19 protein-coding genes are annotated in these 14415 nt (G+C 64.7%); 17 read left to right on the forward strand and 2 right to left on the reverse strand.

Annotated elements, in window-relative coordinates; translation table 11 throughout:
* Positions 1–77: 77 nt before the first annotated feature.
* On the forward strand, positions 78–662 hold the full coding sequence (locus tag V8U06_RS07590; RefSeq protein ID WP_427140146.1) for a 5-formyltetrahydrofolate cyclo-ligase: 585 nt from the start codon (positions 78–80) through the stop codon (positions 660–662).
* Between the two features lie 9 nt (positions 663–671).
* Positions 672–1496, forward strand: coding sequence for a TIGR00282 family metallophosphoesterase (locus V8U06_RS07595; RefSeq protein WP_427140147.1), 825 nt, complete (start codon positions 672–674; stop codon positions 1494–1496).
* Positions 1497–1517: 21 nt separating this feature from the next.
* Here the strand turns inward: V8U06_RS07595 and V8U06_RS07600 are convergent, their stop codons facing one another.
* Positions 1518–2054, reverse strand: a complete 537-nt coding sequence (locus tag V8U06_RS07600) for a pyridoxamine 5'-phosphate oxidase family protein (protein ID WP_427140148.1) — start codon at positions 2052–2054, stop codon at positions 1518–1520.
* A gap of 168 nt (positions 2055–2222) precedes the next feature.
* Between V8U06_RS07600 and V8U06_RS07605 the strand changes: the two genes are divergently transcribed.
* From V8U06_RS07605 to V8U06_RS07615, 3 genes are all read left to right on the forward strand, one after another.
* Entirely contained in the window at positions 2223–3059 is an 837-nt protein-coding gene (locus V8U06_RS07605; RefSeq protein WP_427140149.1) for an MBL fold metallo-hydrolase, read from the forward strand.
* 15 nt (positions 3060–3074) lie between these two features.
* Positions 3075–3569 (forward strand): hypothetical protein, encoded by a 495-nt coding sequence (locus V8U06_RS07610; RefSeq protein WP_427140150.1) that lies wholly within the window; start codon positions 3075–3077, stop codon positions 3567–3569.
* Positions 3570–3724: 155 nt separating this feature from the next.
* Positions 3725–4471: a YebC/PmpR family DNA-binding transcriptional regulator gene (locus V8U06_RS07615; RefSeq protein ID WP_226917955.1), complete on the forward strand. Its 747-nt coding sequence runs from the start codon at positions 3725–3727 to the stop codon at positions 4469–4471.
* 58 nt (positions 4472–4529) lie between these two features.
* On the opposite strand, the gene V8U06_RS07620 is transcribed toward V8U06_RS07615, so the two are convergent.
* A complete protein-coding gene (locus V8U06_RS07620) occupies positions 4530–5531 on the reverse strand; it encodes an LLM class flavin-dependent oxidoreductase (RefSeq protein WP_427140151.1) in 1002 nt (333 codons plus the stop codon).
* 159 nt (positions 5532–5690) lie between these two features.
* On the opposite strand from V8U06_RS07620, the gene ruvC reads away from it, so the two are divergent.
* The 12 genes from ruvC to pal all read left to right on the forward strand — a co-directional run bounded on the left by ruvC (position 5691) and on the right by pal (position 14336).
* The gene (gene ruvC / locus V8U06_RS07625; protein WP_226917957.1) at positions 5691–6203 is read left to right on the forward strand and encodes a crossover junction endodeoxyribonuclease RuvC; all 513 of its coding nucleotides are present in this window, start codon (positions 5691–5693) and stop codon (positions 6201–6203) included.
* Between the two features lie 55 nt (positions 6204–6258).
* Positions 6259–6522: an AbrB/MazE/SpoVT family DNA-binding domain-containing protein gene (locus tag V8U06_RS07630; RefSeq protein WP_427140152.1), complete on the forward strand. Its 264-nt coding sequence runs from the start codon at positions 6259–6261 to the stop codon at positions 6520–6522.
* Complete coding sequence (locus V8U06_RS07635) at positions 6503–6919, forward strand: type II toxin-antitoxin system VapC family toxin (protein WP_427140153.1); 417 nt, start codon at positions 6503–6505, stop codon at positions 6917–6919. Before V8U06_RS07630 ends, V8U06_RS07635 begins: the two co-directional genes overlap by 20 nt.
* Before the next feature lie 12 nt (positions 6920–6931).
* A complete protein-coding gene (ruvA, locus tag V8U06_RS07640) occupies positions 6932–7549 on the forward strand; it encodes a Holliday junction branch migration protein RuvA (protein ID WP_226917960.1) in 618 nt (205 codons plus the stop codon).
* Between the two features lie 40 nt (positions 7550–7589).
* Positions 7590–8630, forward strand: coding sequence for a Holliday junction branch migration DNA helicase RuvB (gene ruvB / locus V8U06_RS07645; RefSeq protein WP_427140154.1), 1041 nt, complete (start codon positions 7590–7592; stop codon positions 8628–8630).
* On the forward strand, positions 8623–9129 hold the full coding sequence (locus V8U06_RS07650; protein WP_226917962.1) for an NUDIX hydrolase: 507 nt from the start codon (positions 8623–8625) through the stop codon (positions 9127–9129). The genes ruvB and V8U06_RS07650 overlap by 8 nt, the downstream gene beginning before the upstream one ends.
* Positions 9126–9602, forward strand: a complete 477-nt coding sequence (ybgC, locus tag V8U06_RS07655; RefSeq protein WP_427140155.1) for a tol-pal system-associated acyl-CoA thioesterase — start codon at positions 9126–9128, stop codon at positions 9600–9602. The genes V8U06_RS07650 and ybgC overlap by 4 nt, the downstream gene beginning before the upstream one ends.
* A gap of 306 nt (positions 9603–9908) precedes the next feature.
* Positions 9909–10625: a protein TolQ gene (tolQ, locus tag V8U06_RS07660; RefSeq protein WP_226917964.1), complete on the forward strand. Its 717-nt coding sequence runs from the start codon at positions 9909–9911 to the stop codon at positions 10623–10625.
* 33 nt (positions 10626–10658) lie between these two features.
* Positions 10659–11111 (forward strand): protein TolR, encoded by a 453-nt coding sequence (gene tolR / locus V8U06_RS07665; protein ID WP_427140156.1) that lies wholly within the window; start codon positions 10659–10661, stop codon positions 11109–11111.
* Between the two features lie 9 nt (positions 11112–11120).
* Positions 11121–12233: a hypothetical protein gene (locus tag V8U06_RS07670; RefSeq protein ID WP_427140157.1), complete on the forward strand. Its 1113-nt coding sequence runs from the start codon at positions 11121–11123 to the stop codon at positions 12231–12233.
* A 22-nt stretch (positions 12234–12255) separates the two neighbouring features.
* Positions 12256–13560 carry a Tol-Pal system beta propeller repeat protein TolB gene (gene tolB / locus V8U06_RS07675; RefSeq protein ID WP_226917967.1) on the forward strand — a complete coding sequence of 435 codons (1305 nt, stop codon included), beginning with the start codon at positions 12256–12258 and terminating at the stop codon, positions 13558–13560.
* Between the two features lie 239 nt (positions 13561–13799).
* On the forward strand, positions 13800–14336 hold the full coding sequence (gene pal, locus V8U06_RS07680) for a peptidoglycan-associated lipoprotein Pal (protein ID WP_226917968.1): 537 nt from the start codon (positions 13800–13802) through the stop codon (positions 14334–14336).
* Positions 14337–14415: the final 79 nt, after the last annotated feature.

Raw genomic sequence — 14415 nt, forward strand, 5'->3', positions numbered from 1 at the left:
ACTGTCGCAAAGGGAGCGGCATTTGCCTTTGGCCGCTGCTAGCTGGTAAGCCACGCGCGAACAGGCTGGAGACGTCAGTGACACCGAAGGAACAGAAGGCGGCGATCCGCAACGAGCGGCTGGCATTGCGCGACGCGATGGCGCCGGAGGCCCGCATCGAGGGCAGTCTCGCGATGGTCGAGCAGGCCGGCGACCGCATCGCCTTCGATCCCGGCGCGGTGATTTCCGGCTTCTGGCCGATCCGCTCGGAAGCGGATATCCGCCCGCTGCTGGCCCATCTGCGCACGCGCGGCGCGCGGCTCTGCCTGCCGGTGGTGCTCGATCGCGAAACCATCGTCTTCCGCGAACTGGTCGTCGGGGCACCAATCGTCAAGACCGGCTTCGGCACGACCGGCCCGGGACCAGAGGCCGCCGTGCTCGATCCGGATATCCTTCTGGTGCCGCTTTCGGCCTTCGACCGGAGCGGCCACCGTATCGGCTACGGTGCCGGCCATTACGACCGGGCGATCGATCGCCTCAAGGCGAAAGGCCGCACGCCGACACTCATCGGCATTGCCTTCGACTGCCAGGAAGTGGCATCAGTACCGGCCGAGCCGCATGACGTGCCTCTCGACGGCATTCTCACCGAAAGCGGCCTCCGCATGTTCCAACGGGTTTCATAAGGCAATCAGATGCGTTTTCTCTTTCTCGGCGACATGGTGGGCAAGACCGGACGGACAGCCGTCTGGGAGCGCCTGCCGGGCCTGATCAGCGATTTCAAGCTGGATTTCGTCGTCGTCAACGGGGAGAACGCGGCCGGCGGCTTCGGCATCACGGAAGACATCTTCCAGGAGACGATCAACGCCGGCGCCGACGTCGTGACGACCGGCAACCATGTCTGGGACCAGAAGGAGGCCGTCGGCTTCGCCGGCCGGCATGACCAGTTCCTGCGGCCTGCCAACTATCCCGCCGGCACGCCGGGGCGCGGCGCGAACCTCTTCATCGCCCGCAACGGCGCGCGCGTGCTCGTCGCCAACATCATGGGCCGCGTCTTCATGCATCCCGAGCTGGACGATCCTTTCACGGCGGGTGAAGCGATCCTGGCCTCCTGCCCGCTCGGCGAGCAGGCCGACGCCATCATCTTCGATTTCCACGCCGAGGCGACGAGCGAGAAGCAGTGCTTCGGCCATTTCGTCGACGGGCGCGCCAGCGTCGTCGTCGGCACGCACACCCATGTGCCGACCGCCGACTGCCAGATCCTCAACGGCGGCACCGCCTATATGTCGGATGCAGGCATGTGCGGCGATTACGATTCCTCGCTCGGCATGGACAAGGAAGAGCCGCTCAACCGGTTCATCTCGAAAATGCCGAAGGGCCGCTTCGAGGCGGCCTCCGGCCCCGCGACGATCTGCGGCCTGGCGGTCGAGATCTCCGACCGCACAGGCCTTGCCGAAAAGGTGGCGCCGCTCCGCCTCGGGCCGCGCCTCGCCGAGGCGGTGCCGGATTTCTGGCGCTGAGCGCCTTCGCCGAACCCTGCGTCAGATCATGTGGCGCAGGTGATCGGCCGAGCCGCTGTTGAAGACGAGATGGGCCTTCACGCCGACGTCGGGTTCTTCCTCGGGGTTGAGGTTCGCCTTGGCGATCTCCCAGCCGAATTTCAGCTTGCTGCCGGTCGAAGCCCAGATTTCCACGTCCTCGATCTCGAGGGCGAGCATGGTGAGCGTCGGGTCGTCCTTGCCGTGGTCGAACCAGGCCTCGACCACCGAACTCCAGTATTCATCGACCTTGGCGGCATCCTTGCGCACGGAAATGCGGCCGGCGACGCAGGCATGATAGTCATGGTCCTTGCCGACCACGCAGAAATGCGCCCGCGAAGCCGGTGAAATGGTTTCGACGATTTCCGCGTCCGTCTTGGTGAAGAACCAGATGGTCGCCGTCTGTCGGTCGAGCTGCGGCGCCATCGGCTGCATGTGCATATGGCTACCCTCGATGCCGAGCATGCCGGCATGGATGCGGTCGATCTCGTCGAAAAGCTGCTCCTTCGGATTTTCACGCGCTCGGGTGAGATTGGACATGGCTGTTCCTCGCAATCGTTGGGAATGGATGCCCGGGGAAACGTGAGGGGCGGGGCAAGGTTCCGGGGCCGCATGCTCAAGGGATTGTGATCGTGCCGGCCGCCGGTCCGCCTCGACCCGCCCGGCCGGCGGGCGCATAGTCGCGGCGACCGATGAACGGAGCCGCCCATGCCGCATTTCCTGCTCATGTTCCTGGCAACCGTCGCCCTTGCGGCTTTTGCCGTAGCGCGGCCGGTGTCCGCCCAGTCCGAAACGCCGGTCAGCCAATGCCAGATGATCGCCCGATCCCTGCCTTCCGTCACCTTCGCCAGCCTCGCTGCCGAAACCGCGCTTCAGGTGCAGACGACGGCCAACGAGGAGGTGCGCATCACCTATGTCGGCCATTCGACCTTCTTCCTCGAAACGCCTGGTGGCGTGAGGATCGCCACCGACTATAACGGCTGGTTCAAACCGCCGGCGCTGCCGACCGTCGTGACGATGAACAAGGCGCATTCCAGCCACTATACGCTGAACCCGGACCCTGGAATCGACCATGTTCTGCATGGCTGGGACGACGCTTCGGACAGGGGCGCGGATCACGATGTCGTGGTGGGCGATGCCTATGTCCGCAACGTGCCGACCGACATTCGTGGCTGGGGCGGCGCGATGGAACCGAATGGCAATTCCATCTTCATCTTCGAGGTCGCCGGCCTGTGCATCGGCCATCTCGGCCACCTGCATCACGAGCTGACCGAAAAGCAGTATGCCGAGATCGGTCGGCTCGATGTGGTGATGGTGCCTGTCGACGGCGGGCTCACCATGGGGGCCGAGAGCATGAGCCGCGTCGTGCAGCGCCTGCGCTCCGCGCTGATCCTGCCCATGCACCGGCGCGGGCCGCGCATCGGCCAGTTCCTGGCGATGTTCGGCGAAGGGTTCGATGTGGTGACGGACGACAGCGCGACGATGACGGTTTCCGTCCGCAGCTTGCCGAAGCGCCCGACGATTCATATTCTCTCCGGCGTTTGATGCCGGAGTCTTGTCATGCGTGCCCTCCTTGCCCTGCCGATCGTCCTCCTCTGCTCTGCTCCCGCGCTTGCCGGCGGCGCCCCGACCCCGGGCGGCCCGGCGGCGGAATCCGGCCAGCCGCGCGAAACGGCCAAACAGCCGGTCGAGGCGGCGCCGACGCGGACGCTTGGCGAGGCCGAGCATTTCGTCATGCCGTCGGGCAATATCGGCTGCACCTATATCCCGGAGGGCGGAACCGCGGTCTACCAGCCGGCGGATGGCGGCCCGGAACTTGCCTGCGACCGCATCGAGCCGAAATATCTGCGGGCCACCCTTGGCCGCGCGGGCAAGGCGGTGGTGCTGTCCAATGTCGGCGACCAGGGCTGCTGCGGCGCGGAGAAGACGCTCGACTATGGCGAGGTCTGGCGCGGCGGTCCGTTCACCTGCTACTCGGAGCGGACGGGGCTGACCTGCGAACGCGGCGACGGCCACTCCTTCCTTCTCAGCCGCGCCCGCGTCAGGGCCGACTGAGCTTTGTTCGCCGGGATGCTGGACGCGCGGCGACAATGAAATTATAAGGCGGCATTCCAAAAATCGGGGCGGCAGGCTGGTGTGTTATCGCGGCATGTGCTCCGGCACAGAGACCGGCGACCGAAGAAAAGGGCGCCAAACGAGACAGGGGTGCCATGGCTGGCCATTCACAGTTCAAGAATATCATGCACCGCAAGGGTCGGCAGGATGCCGTGCGGTCGAAAATGTTCTCCAAGCTTGCCCGTGAAATCACGGTCGCGGCGAAGACGGGCATGCCCGACCCGGCAATGAACCCGCGCCTGCGCCTGGCGATCCAGAACGCCAAGGCACAGTCCATGCCGAAGGACAATATCGAGCGTGCGATCAAGAAGGCCGCCGGCGGCGATGCGGAGAACTATGAGGAAGTCCGCTACGAGGGCTACGGCCCGGGCGGCGTCGCCGTCATCGTCGAGGCGCTGACCGACAACCGCAACCGCACCGCCTCTTCCGTCCGTTCGACCTTTTCCAAGGCCGGCGGCGCGCTCGGTGAAACCGGTTCGGTGTCCTTCTCCTTCGATCGCGTTGGCGAGATCACCTACAAGCTTTCCGTGGGCGACGCCGACAGCGTCATGGAAGCCGCCATCGAGGCTGGCGCCGAGGACGTGACGACGGACGAAGACGGCCACACCATCATCTGCGGTTTCGAGGATATCGGCGACGTTTCCAAGGCGCTGGAAGACACGCTCGGCGAAGCCGAGACGGTCAAGGCGATCTGGAAGGCGCAGAACACCGTGCCGGTCGACGAGGAAAAGGCGCAGTCGCTGATGAAGCTCATCGACACGCTGGAAGACGACGACGACGTGCAGAACGTCTACTCGAACTTCGAGGTCTCCGACGAAGTCATGGCCAAGCTTTCGGCCTGATCGACCGCACATCCATTTCAGAAAAGGCCGGACGCCGCAAGGCTCCGGCCTTTTTTCGTCATGCGGCCCTGGCAAGCGCCTGCTGTGCCTCGGCGAAGAGCCGCAGCGATTGCAGCCGTGCCTCCATGTCGTAGACCGGCATGGAGACGATCAGTTCGTCGGCCTTGGTCAATGCGAGGAAGTCGGCGATGCGGCGCTGGATCGTCTGAGGCCCGCCGACCACGGCATATTGCAGCGTGTGCTCGACCATGATGCGCTCCTGCTCGCTCCACAGGCCCTCCATGCTGTCGACCGGCGGCGGGAACGCATCCGGCGCGCCGCGGCGCAGGCGCACGAAGGATTGCTGCATGGAGGTGAAGATGTGCTGTGCCTCGGCATCCGTATCGGCCGCCGCTCCCATCACGCCCACCATGACATGGGGCCGGTCGAGATATTGCGAGGGCTCGAAGCGTTCGCGGTAGATTTCCAGCGCGCTCAGCAGCATGTCCGGCGCGAAATGCGATGCGAAGGCAAAGGGCAGGCCGAGCATGCCGGCCAGATGTGCCGAATAATGGCTGGAGCCGAGCAGCCAGACAGGCACGTTGCTGTTCGCGCCGGGGACCGCGAGAACCTTCTGGTCCGGGTTCGGCGGCCCCATGAACTGCATCAGTTCGATGACGTCCTGCGGGAAATTGTTGGCGGCGCTGTCGAGGTTGCGGCGCAGCGCCTGCGCTGTGCGCATGTCCGTGCCCGGGGCGCGGCCGAGGCCGAGGTCGACGCGGCCGGGAAAGAGCGCGGCGAGCGTGCCGAACTGTTCGGCGATGACGAGCGGCGAATGGTTCGGCAGCATGATGCCGCCGGAACCGACGCGGATCTTTTCCGTGCCCGCGGCGACATGCTGGATGACGAGGGCGGTGGCGGCGCTGGCGATGCCGCGCATGCCGTGATGCTCGGCGAGCCAGAAGCGCTTGTAGCCATGGGCTTCCGCCTCCTGCGCAAGGCGGCGGGAATTGGCGAGCGACTGGGCGACGGTGCCGCCTTCGATGACCGGGGACAGGTCGAGAATGGAAAAGGGCACCATGAGCGCGGCCTCGTGTAAGGGAATTTGATCGTGCTCCCATGTAGGTTCAGTTTCATGAAATCCAAGCGATGGCGGGCGCGATTTCGCGCGGCGGCGCTATGTTTTTGTTTTGTTCACATTTCGCTGGCAGGGTCCGGCCGACGGGACTAGGGTTTTGACATGCAGGAAACGATTCGCATCATCGGCATCGATCCGGGGCTTCGGCGCACCGGCTGGGGTATCATCGAGACGCTCGGCAATTCGCTGCGCTTCGTCGCCTCCGGCACGGTGACCTCCGATGGCGACATGGACCTCGCTTCCCGCCTCTGCCAGTTGCATGACGGTCTTGCCGAGATCGTGCACGGCTACAAGCCGGACGAGGCGGCCGTGGAGCAGACCTTCGTCAACAAGGATGCGACCGCGACGCTGAAGCTCGGTCAGGCGCGCGGCATCGCCATGCTGGTGCCGGCGCGCGCGGGCCTGCGCGTTGCCGAATATGCGCCGAATGCCGTCAAGAAGGCGGTCATCGGCGTCGGCCACGGCGAGAAGCAGCAGATCCACATGATGCTGAAGGTGCTGATGCCCAAGGCCACGTTCGTCGGCAACGACGCCGCCGACGCGCTCGCCATCGCCATCTGCCACGCCCACAATCGCCAGGGCCTTTCCGGCCGCCTCGCCAAGCTCGCAGGCTGATTTGTTCTTGACTTGTTCCTGTCGTGGCATTAGGTAATACCTCAGAGGTATTACCATGCGTTTGACGGAAAAGGGCCAGGTGACGATCCCGAAGGATATCCGCGACCGGTTGAACATCGGTCCGGGTTCCGAAGTGGATTTCGTCGCCGACGAGAAGGGCGCACGGCTGATCGTTGTTGCCGGCGGCAAGGCGGCGGAGCCCGACGATTTCGCGGCCTGGCTGAAAAGCCGGACCGGTACCTTCGACACCGGCGGCATGACGGCGGACGAATATATGGACTGGCTTCGGGGATCGCGTGATGACCTCGGTTCTGATTGATACCGATATCCTCATCGACGTCTTCGGGCCGCAAACGCCGTTCAAGGCCTGGTCCTCCGACGTCATTCTCGCGCTGAAGGCGGATGCGCAGTTCATTCTGTCGCCGATCGTCTGGTCGGAGCTGGCAGGCACGATGCCGAGCGAGGACGCGCTGGCCCAGGCGCTCGCGCGTCTCAATCCGGTTCGCGAAGCCCTGCCTTTTACCGCCACCTACCAGGCCGGGCTGGCGCACCAGCGCTATCGACGCGCCGGCGGGCAGCGCGAGCGGACCCTGCCGGACTTCCTCATCGGCGCGCACGCGGCCGTGCGCGCCCATCGCCTTCTCACGCGGGACCCGGCGCGCTATCGCCCCTATTTTCCCACGCTCGACATCATCTCTCCCGAAATCCATCCCTGACGGACCTCAACCATGATCGGCAAACTCAAAGGCACCATCGACGAGATCGGCGAAGACCACGTGGTGCTCGACGTGCACGGGGTCGGCTATGTCGCCCATTGTTCGGCGCGCACGCTTGGCAAGCTCGGCTCGGCAGGCGAGGCGGCGGTGCTGTTCATCGAGACCTATGTGCGCGAGGACCAGTTCAAGCTGTTCGGCTTCCTGACGGCGCTGGAGCGGGAATGGTTCCGGCTGCTGCAGAGCGTGCAGGGCGTCGGCTCCAAGGTCGCGCTGGCGGTGCTGTCCACGCTGACGCCGGGGGAACTGGCGAACGCCATCGCATTGCAGGACAAGACGGCGGTGTCGCGTGCGCCCGGCGTCGGGCCGAAAGTGGCGGTGCGCATCATCACGGAACTGCGCAACAAGGCGCCGGCCTTTGCCGGAGAGGCCGCAGCTTCCATCGGTCTCAAGCAGGAGATCGGCGAGGGCGTCGCCGCCGCGCCTGTCGCCGATGCCGTTTCGGCGCTCACCAATCTCGGCTATTCGCGCGACCAGGCGGCCAATGCCGTCGCGGCGGCGCTGAAGAACGGCGGGGAGGGGGCCGACAGCGCCAAGCTCATCCGCCTCGGCCTCAAGGAATTGTCGCGGTGATGCGGTTGCTTTGCGCCGTGGACAATGGGAATAGGGCTGCATGAGCGACGAGACCAGACTGCTTTCGCCGGAAAAGCGCGGCGAGGACATCGACACGGCCCTGCGCCCGCAGACGCTGGACGATTTCACCGGCCAGGCGGAGGCGCGCGCCAACCTGAAGATCTTCATCGAGGCGGCGAAGAACCGCGGCGAGGCGCTCGACCACGTGCTCTTCGTCGGCCCGCCCGGCCTCGGCAAGACGACGCTGGCGCAGATCATGGCGAAGGAGCTCGGCGTCAACTTCCGCTCGACCTCCGGCCCGGTCATCGCCAAGGCCGGCGACCTTGCGGCGCTCCTGACCAATCTCGAAGAGCGCGACGTGCTCTTCATCGACGAAATCCACCGCCTCAACCCGGCCGTCGAGGAAATCCTCTATCCGGCCATGGAGGATTTCCAGCTCGACCTCATCATCGGCGAAGGCCCGGCCGCGCGCTCGGTGAAGATCGACCTGTCGAAGTTCACCCTCGTCGCCGCCACAACGCGCCTCGGCCTGCTGACGACACCCTTGCGCGACCGCTTCGGCATTCCGGTGCGGCTCAACTTCTACACCGTCGAGGAACTGGAACTCATCGTGCGGCGCGGGGCGCGGCTGATGGGTCTCGGCATGACCGACGAGGGTGCGCGCGAGATCGCCCGCCGCGCGCGCGGCACGCCGCGTATCGCGGGCCGGCTGCTGCGCCGCGTCCGCGACTTCGCAGAAGTGGCGCGGGCGGAAGCGGTGACGCAGAAGATCGCGGACGAGGCGCTGACGCGGCTTCTGGTCGACAATATGGGCCTCGACCAGCTCGACCGGCGCTATCTGTCGATGATCGCCCATAATTTCGGTGGCGGTCCGGTCGGTATCGAGACCATTGCGGCGGGGCTTTCCGAACCGCGCGATGCCATCGAGGACATCATCGAGCCCTACATGATCCAGCAGGGCTTCATTCAGCGCACGCCGCGCGGCCGTGTTCTCACCGCCAATGCCTGGAAACATCTCGGCCTGACGCCGCCGAAGGATATCGAGGCGACGCAGTTCCGGCTGGGGCTCGAGGATGAGTGAGACCACCCGCCACATGATCCGGATCGACCGCAAGCCGCAGCTATTCAGCTTCCGGGTGGCGGGCCTGATCTTTCATGACGGGTATGTCCTGGCGCAGCGCGGCGCGAAGGACGACTACTGGGCGCTGCCCGGCGGCCGGGCGGAGATCGGCGAGGATTCGCAGGAAACGATCGTCCGCGAAATGCGCGAGGAGCTTCATCGCGATGCGCGTGTCGAGCGTCTGCTGTGGACCGTCGAGAACTTCTTCTCCTACGAAGGCTATACGGCGCATGAACTCGGCTTCTACTACCTGCTGTCGCTCGCCGATGCGTTTCCCTTCCATGAGGAGGATATCGTGCATCGGGTGGTGGACGGCGTGGAGGTGGAGTTCCGCTGGTTGAAGGCGACGCCGACCGCGCTCATGGCGCATCGGCTGAAACCGCAGTTCATCGCCGACCGTATCGAGCGACTGCCGGCGACGGGCGAACACCTTATCGTCAAGGAAGGGATAGCAGCGTGACCGGAACGACCCATCCGCTTGCCGGCGAACTCACCGAGGCGGGCCACCGGCTCGTGCAGCGGGTCTATTACGAGGACACGGATTTTTCCGGCGTCGTCTATCACGCCCGCTACCTGCATTTCCTGGAGCGCGGGCGGACCGATTACCTGCGGCTGCTCGGCGTGGAGCAGGGCAGCCTGATCCTGGAGGAAGACCGGGAAGGCCTCGTTTTCGTCGTGCACCGCATGGAGATCGACTTCAAGGCGCCGGCGCGGATGGACGATATCCTGACCATCCTGACCTCCACCGAAAAGGCGGGCGGGGCGAAGATGATCCTCAACCAGGAAATCCGCCGCGGCGACCAGCTTCTGATCGCAGCGCGCGTCATCATCGCCGTCATCAATGCCGCGGGTCGCCCCCGCCGGCTGCCGGAAGCCCTTGCGGCGCGCTTTCTTGCCAAGACGCAGGAAGTTCTCGCTGTCGCCGGCCGGTAACACTCCCTTAACCATAATGATGTCTTACTCGGTTGGTGAGGATTTTGTGCACTGCACGTCATCCTTTAACCAAAATTGCCGTGAAGAAGGCAGGTTGTAAGCGTTTGACCGGCATGGCGGCCGGCGGCATCAACCGGACATTCTTGACGGGCTGCGAAGTGGTTGGGAGCAAATCCCTGGCTGCAACGCGCGGTTTGTGAATGCCGATGCGATATCCACCTCCCAGGAGACCGCAGAGGCGTGAATGTGACCCGGTTCGAGCCGCGAGGGCCCGTGCCGGGTGTTTGGATTCGGGGACATAGGTCTATGGAACAAGTGGGTTTGGAAGCGGCTGGTAGCGTGACCCTGTGGGGTCTCTTCATCCAGGCCGGATTCATCGTGAAGCTGGTCATGCTCGGCCTTCTCGCAGCGTCCGTGTGGACCTGGGCCATCGTCGTCGACAAGGCGGTGAGCTATGGCCGTGCGCGCCGGCAGCTGGACAGCTTCGAGCAGGTCTTCTGGTCCGGCCAGTCCCTGGAAGAGCTCTACCGTACGCTCTCCGATCGCCAGACCACCGGTATGAGCGCCATCTTCGTGGCGGCGATGCGGGAATGGAAGAAGAGCTTCGAGCGCGGTGCGCGCTCGCCGATCGGTCTGCAGATGCGTATCGACCGGGCGATGGACGTGACGCTGTCGCGCGAATCGGAAACGCTGGAAGCCCGGCTCGGCTCGCTCGCGACCATCGGTTCGGCGGCGCCCTTCGTGGGCCTCTTCGGTACGGTTGTCGGTATCATGACCTCCTTCCAGGCCATCGCCGGCTCCAAGCAGACAAGCCTTGCGGTCGTCGCGCCGGGTATCGCCGAAGCGCTTCTCGCCACCGCCATCGGCCTTGTCGCCGCAATTCCGGCGGTTATCGCCTACAACAAGTTCTCCGCCGATGCCGGCAAGCTGACGGCGCGCATGGAAGGTTTCGCGGACGAGTTCTCGGCCATCCTTTCGCGCCAGATCGATGAAAAGCTGCAGCCGCGCGCCGCGGCGCAGTAATTCGGCACCAGGATTTAGGACGGAGACGACGCCATGGGCATGTCGGTCGGAGCGAAGAATTCAGGCGGTGGCCGCCGCCGTCGCGGGGGCGGCAAGAAGGCCCCGATGAGCGAAATCAACGTGACGCCGATGGTCGACGTCATGCTCGTGCTGCTCATCATCTTCATGGTCGCGGCGCCGCTGATGACCGTCGGCGTGCCGCTCGACCTGCCGAAGACGCAGGCCAAGGCCCTCAATGCCGATACCCAGCCGATCACCGTTTCGGTCAAGGCCGACGGCCAGGTCTTCCTGCAGGAAACCGCGATCCCGATGGAGGAAGTCGCCGCCAAGCTGCAGGCCGTGGCGACCACCGGCTATACCGAACGCATCTTCGTGCGCGGCGACGGAAATGCGCCCTATGGCGTGATCGCCGACGTCATGTCGCGCATCCAGGCCGGCGGCTTCACGAATATCGGCCTCGTCACCGAGCAGAAACCGGATAATTGATCGCACGCCATGAAGGGCAGCCTCGCCACATCCGCCGTCATCCACGCCGTGGTTCTCACCTGGGCGCTGGTTTCGCTCGGCAGTCCCGAGAGCTTCGATGTTGCGAATGTCGAGGCGCTGCCGGTCGACATCGTGTCGATCGAGGAACTGACGCAGATCCAGCAGGGCGACAAGAAAGCCGAAATGAAGGAAAAGGCGGCGCCGATTCCGACCAAGAAGCAGACGCCGGTCGAGAATGCGGAAAACGCCGGCGAAAACGATGTCGACCTGAAGAACCTGCCGACGCCGGAGGAAAAGCCGCGCGACATCGAGACGGCCGCCTCGCCGGAAAAGGCCGAGAAGGTCGTCCAGACGCCTGACACCAAGCCGGTCGAAGACGTGAAGAAGGAAGAGCCTGCCAGCGAACCGTCGACGGAGGTCGCCGCCGTCGCGGAGGCCAAGCAGGAGGTCAAGCCGGATCCGAAGCCTGAGGCTACGCCCTCCGAGGAAAAGCCCGCCGAAGACCCCGAAGCCGAAGCGTTGCCGGACAAGGTGCCGCTTCCCGAGATGAAGCCGAAGCTCGAGACGAAGAAGACCGAGACTGCGGAGAAGCCGGCCGAGAAGAAGGTGGAGACGGCGAAGGCCGAAACCGCCAAGACCCCGGATCGCAAGAAGGACCAGAAGAAGAAGCAGGAAAAGGCAAGCTCGCTGAACGACAGCGACTTCAATGCCGACGAGATTTCCGCACTTCTCAACAAGGAGAAGGCGGCCGGCGGCGGCGCCAAGCGCTCGCAGGAAGAGGCTGCGCTCGGCGGCAAGAAGACGACGAGCGGCACCAAGCTTTCGCTGAGCGAGATGGACGCGCTGCGCGGCCAGATCCAGAACAACTGGTCGATCATTCCCGGCCTTGCGGATGCCGCCGACGTGCGCATCCAGGTCAAGATGCAGCTCGACCAGAACGGCGACATCATCGGCGAACCGGAAGTGACCGCGACGGGCGGCACGGAATCCGCACGCCGCGCGCTGGCCGGCGGCGCACGCCGCGCCATCATGAAATCGCGGCCCTTCAAGGGGCTGCCGCCTGAGAAATATGACGCCTGGAGCGAAGTCGTCGTGAACTTCGACCCCAGCCAAATGATGTAAGAACTAGGGAAGGCCTAGACAGATGTTCAGACGCAATCTCCTCCGACTCCTGGTCGTGCTGACCGGCCTTGCGGCCTCTCTGCCGCAGGCCTGGGCGCTTGTGGAAATCAACATCAACAAGGGTAATGTCGAGCCGCTGCCGATCGCGGTGACGGACTTCGTTGCCAGTGGCGATCTCGGCCAGCGCATCACCGACGTGATCGCGGCGGACCTGAAGCGCTCCGGCCTCTTCGCGCCGGTCGGCAAGCAGGCCTTCATCGAGAAGATCTCCAATCCCGACCAGCCGCCGCGCTTCGAGGACTGGAAGGTCATCAACGCGCAGGCTCTCGTCACGGGCCGTGTGACGCAGGAAAGCGATGGCCGCCTTCGCGCCGAATTCCGCCTGTGGGACACCTTCGCCGGCCAGCAGCTGACCGGCCAGCAGTTCTACACGCAGCCGGAAAACTGGCGTCGCGTGGCGCATATCATTGCCGACGCGATCTACGAGCGCCTGACCGGTGAAAAGGGCTACTTCGACACCCGCATCGTCTATGTCGCCGAAAGCGGCCCGAAGACGGCCCGCAAGCGCCAGCTCGCCATCATGGACCAGGACGGTTTCAACGCCCGCGCGCTGACCAACTCCAACGAACTCGTCCTGACGCCGCGCTTCTCGCCGAACCGCCAGGAAATCACCTACATGTCCTTCGAGGGCAACCAGCCGCGCGTCTACCTTCTCCAGCTGGAGACCGGACAGCGCGAAGTGGTCGGCAACTTCCCGGGCATGACCTTCTCGCCGCGCTTCTCGCCGGATGGCCAGAAGGTCATCATGAGCCTGCAGCAGGAAGGCAATTCCAACATCTACACGATGGACCTGCGCTCGCGCACCACGACGCGCCTCACCTCGACCGCGGCGATCGACACCTCGCCCTCCTATTCGCCCGACGGCACGCAGATCGTGTTCGAGAGCGACCGGGGCGGCAAGCCGCAGCTCTACGTAATGGGCGCCGACGGCTCCGGCCAGCGCCGCATTTCCTTCGGCGACGGCTCCTACTCCACGCCGGTCTGGTCTCCGCGCGGCGACCTCATCGCCTTTACCAAGATGTCTGGCGGCAAGTTCTCGATCGGCGTGATGAAGACGGACGGTTCGGGCGAGCGCATCCTGACCACGGGCTTCCACAATGAAGGCCCGACCTGGGCGCCGAACGGCCGCGTGCTGATGTTCTTCCGCCAGAGCGCAGGCGCCGGCGGACCGCAGATCTATTCGATCGATCTTTCCGGCTACAACGAGCAACCGATCCAGACGAAGGGCTTCGCATCCGACCCGGCCTGGTCGCCGCTTCTGGAATAGCGACACGCATAAGGCGGGCCTGCCGTGTTCTTGCCGCAAAGTCCTGTAAATCAGGGCCGAAGGCGAGACGCGGCAGGCCCGTCTCCGTTTTTACGAGGGGCCGGGGACGGTCTTACAAGCAATCGTTAACCATAATCGTTGAACAGGGATTAACCGACCGCGGTTACAGTCTGGCAACCCTGATTGAAAACCGCGCTTCAACGAACTTGACGCAAGAACTGATGCAAGGAGACCGGCTCATGAGCCGCATTCATACCCCGGCCGCTGGCCGCATGCAGACCATCGCCCGCAACCCGGCTATGATCGCCCTGTTCATGTCGCTGGCCCTCGCAGGCTGCGCTTCCAAGAAGAACCTGCCGAACAGTGCCGGCGACCTCGGCCTCAACGGTGGCGCCGGTGCCGCAACGCCCGGTTCGCAGCAGGACTTCACGGTGAACGTCGGCGACCGTATCTTCTTCGACACCGACTCTTCGTCGGTTCGCGCAGATGCTGCCGCGACGCTCGACCGCCAGGCCCAGTGGCTGCAGCAGTATTCGAACTACGCCATCACGGTCGAAGGCCATGCCGACGAACGCGGCACGCGTGAATACAACCTCGCGCTCGGCGCACGCCGCGCTGCTTCGACCCGTCAGTACCTGGTTTCGCGCGGTATCCCGGCGAACCGCATCAAGACGATCTCCTACGGCAAGGAAAAGCCGGTCGCCGTCTGCGACGACATTTCCTGCTGGTCGCAGAACCGTCGCGCCGTCACCGTTCTCGGCGGCGCTGGCATGTAATTCCTTCTCCGGAAGGACGATGCGAAAGGCGGCCGCAGGGCCGCCTTTCTTTTTTCAACACACTTTGGCCGAACTCCGT

Origin of the sequence: Shinella sp. G-2, from assembly GCF_050172695.1 — a bacterium.
GTDB lineage: Bacteria > Pseudomonadota > Alphaproteobacteria > Rhizobiales > Rhizobiaceae > Shinella.

Excerpts from the sequence above, each read along its gene's own strand:
- ruvC (WP_226917957.1), top strand. The coding sequence starts at position 5,691 with ATGCAGGAAACGATTCGCATCATCGGCATCGATCCGGGGCTTCGGCGC.
- V8U06_RS07635 (WP_427140153.1), top strand. The coding sequence starts at position 6,503 with ATGACCTCGGTTCTGATTGATACCGATATCCTCATCGACGTCTTCGGG.
- ruvA (WP_226917960.1), top strand. The coding sequence starts at position 6,932 with ATGATCGGCAAACTCAAAGGCACCATCGACGAGATCGGCGAAGACCAC.
- ruvB (WP_427140154.1), top strand. The coding sequence starts at position 7,590 with ATGAGCGACGAGACCAGACTGCTTTCGCCGGAAAAGCGCGGCGAGGAC.
- V8U06_RS07620 (WP_427140151.1), bottom strand. The coding sequence starts at position 5,531 with ATGGTGCCCTTTTCCATTCTCGACCTGTCCCCGGTCATCGAAGGCGGC.
- V8U06_RS07610 (WP_427140150.1), top strand. The coding sequence starts at position 3,075 with ATGCGTGCCCTCCTTGCCCTGCCGATCGTCCTCCTCTGCTCTGCTCCC.
- tolB (WP_226917967.1), top strand. The coding sequence starts at position 12,256 with ATGTTCAGACGCAATCTCCTCCGACTCCTGGTCGTGCTGACCGGCCTT.
- V8U06_RS07670 (WP_427140157.1), top strand. The coding sequence starts at position 11,121 with ATGAAGGGCAGCCTCGCCACATCCGCCGTCATCCACGCCGTGGTTCTC.
- V8U06_RS07595 (WP_427140147.1), top strand. The coding sequence starts at position 672 with ATGCGTTTTCTCTTTCTCGGCGACATGGTGGGCAAGACCGGACGGACA.
- V8U06_RS07650 (WP_226917962.1), top strand. The coding sequence starts at position 8,623 with ATGAGTGAGACCACCCGCCACATGATCCGGATCGACCGCAAGCCGCAG.
- V8U06_RS07630 (WP_427140152.1), top strand. The coding sequence starts at position 6,259 with ATGCGTTTGACGGAAAAGGGCCAGGTGACGATCCCGAAGGATATCCGC.
- V8U06_RS07615 (WP_226917955.1), top strand. The coding sequence starts at position 3,725 with ATGGCTGGCCATTCACAGTTCAAGAATATCATGCACCGCAAGGGTCGG.
- V8U06_RS07600 (WP_427140148.1), bottom strand. The coding sequence starts at position 2,054 with ATGTCCAATCTCACCCGAGCGCGTGAAAATCCGAAGGAGCAGCTTTTC.
- pal (WP_226917968.1), top strand. The coding sequence starts at position 13,800 with ATGAGCCGCATTCATACCCCGGCCGCTGGCCGCATGCAGACCATCGCC.
- tolQ (WP_226917964.1), top strand. The coding sequence starts at position 9,909 with ATGGAACAAGTGGGTTTGGAAGCGGCTGGTAGCGTGACCCTGTGGGGT.
- V8U06_RS07605 (WP_427140149.1), top strand. The coding sequence starts at position 2,223 with ATGCCGCATTTCCTGCTCATGTTCCTGGCAACCGTCGCCCTTGCGGCT.
- tolR (WP_427140156.1), top strand. The coding sequence starts at position 10,659 with ATGGGCATGTCGGTCGGAGCGAAGAATTCAGGCGGTGGCCGCCGCCGT.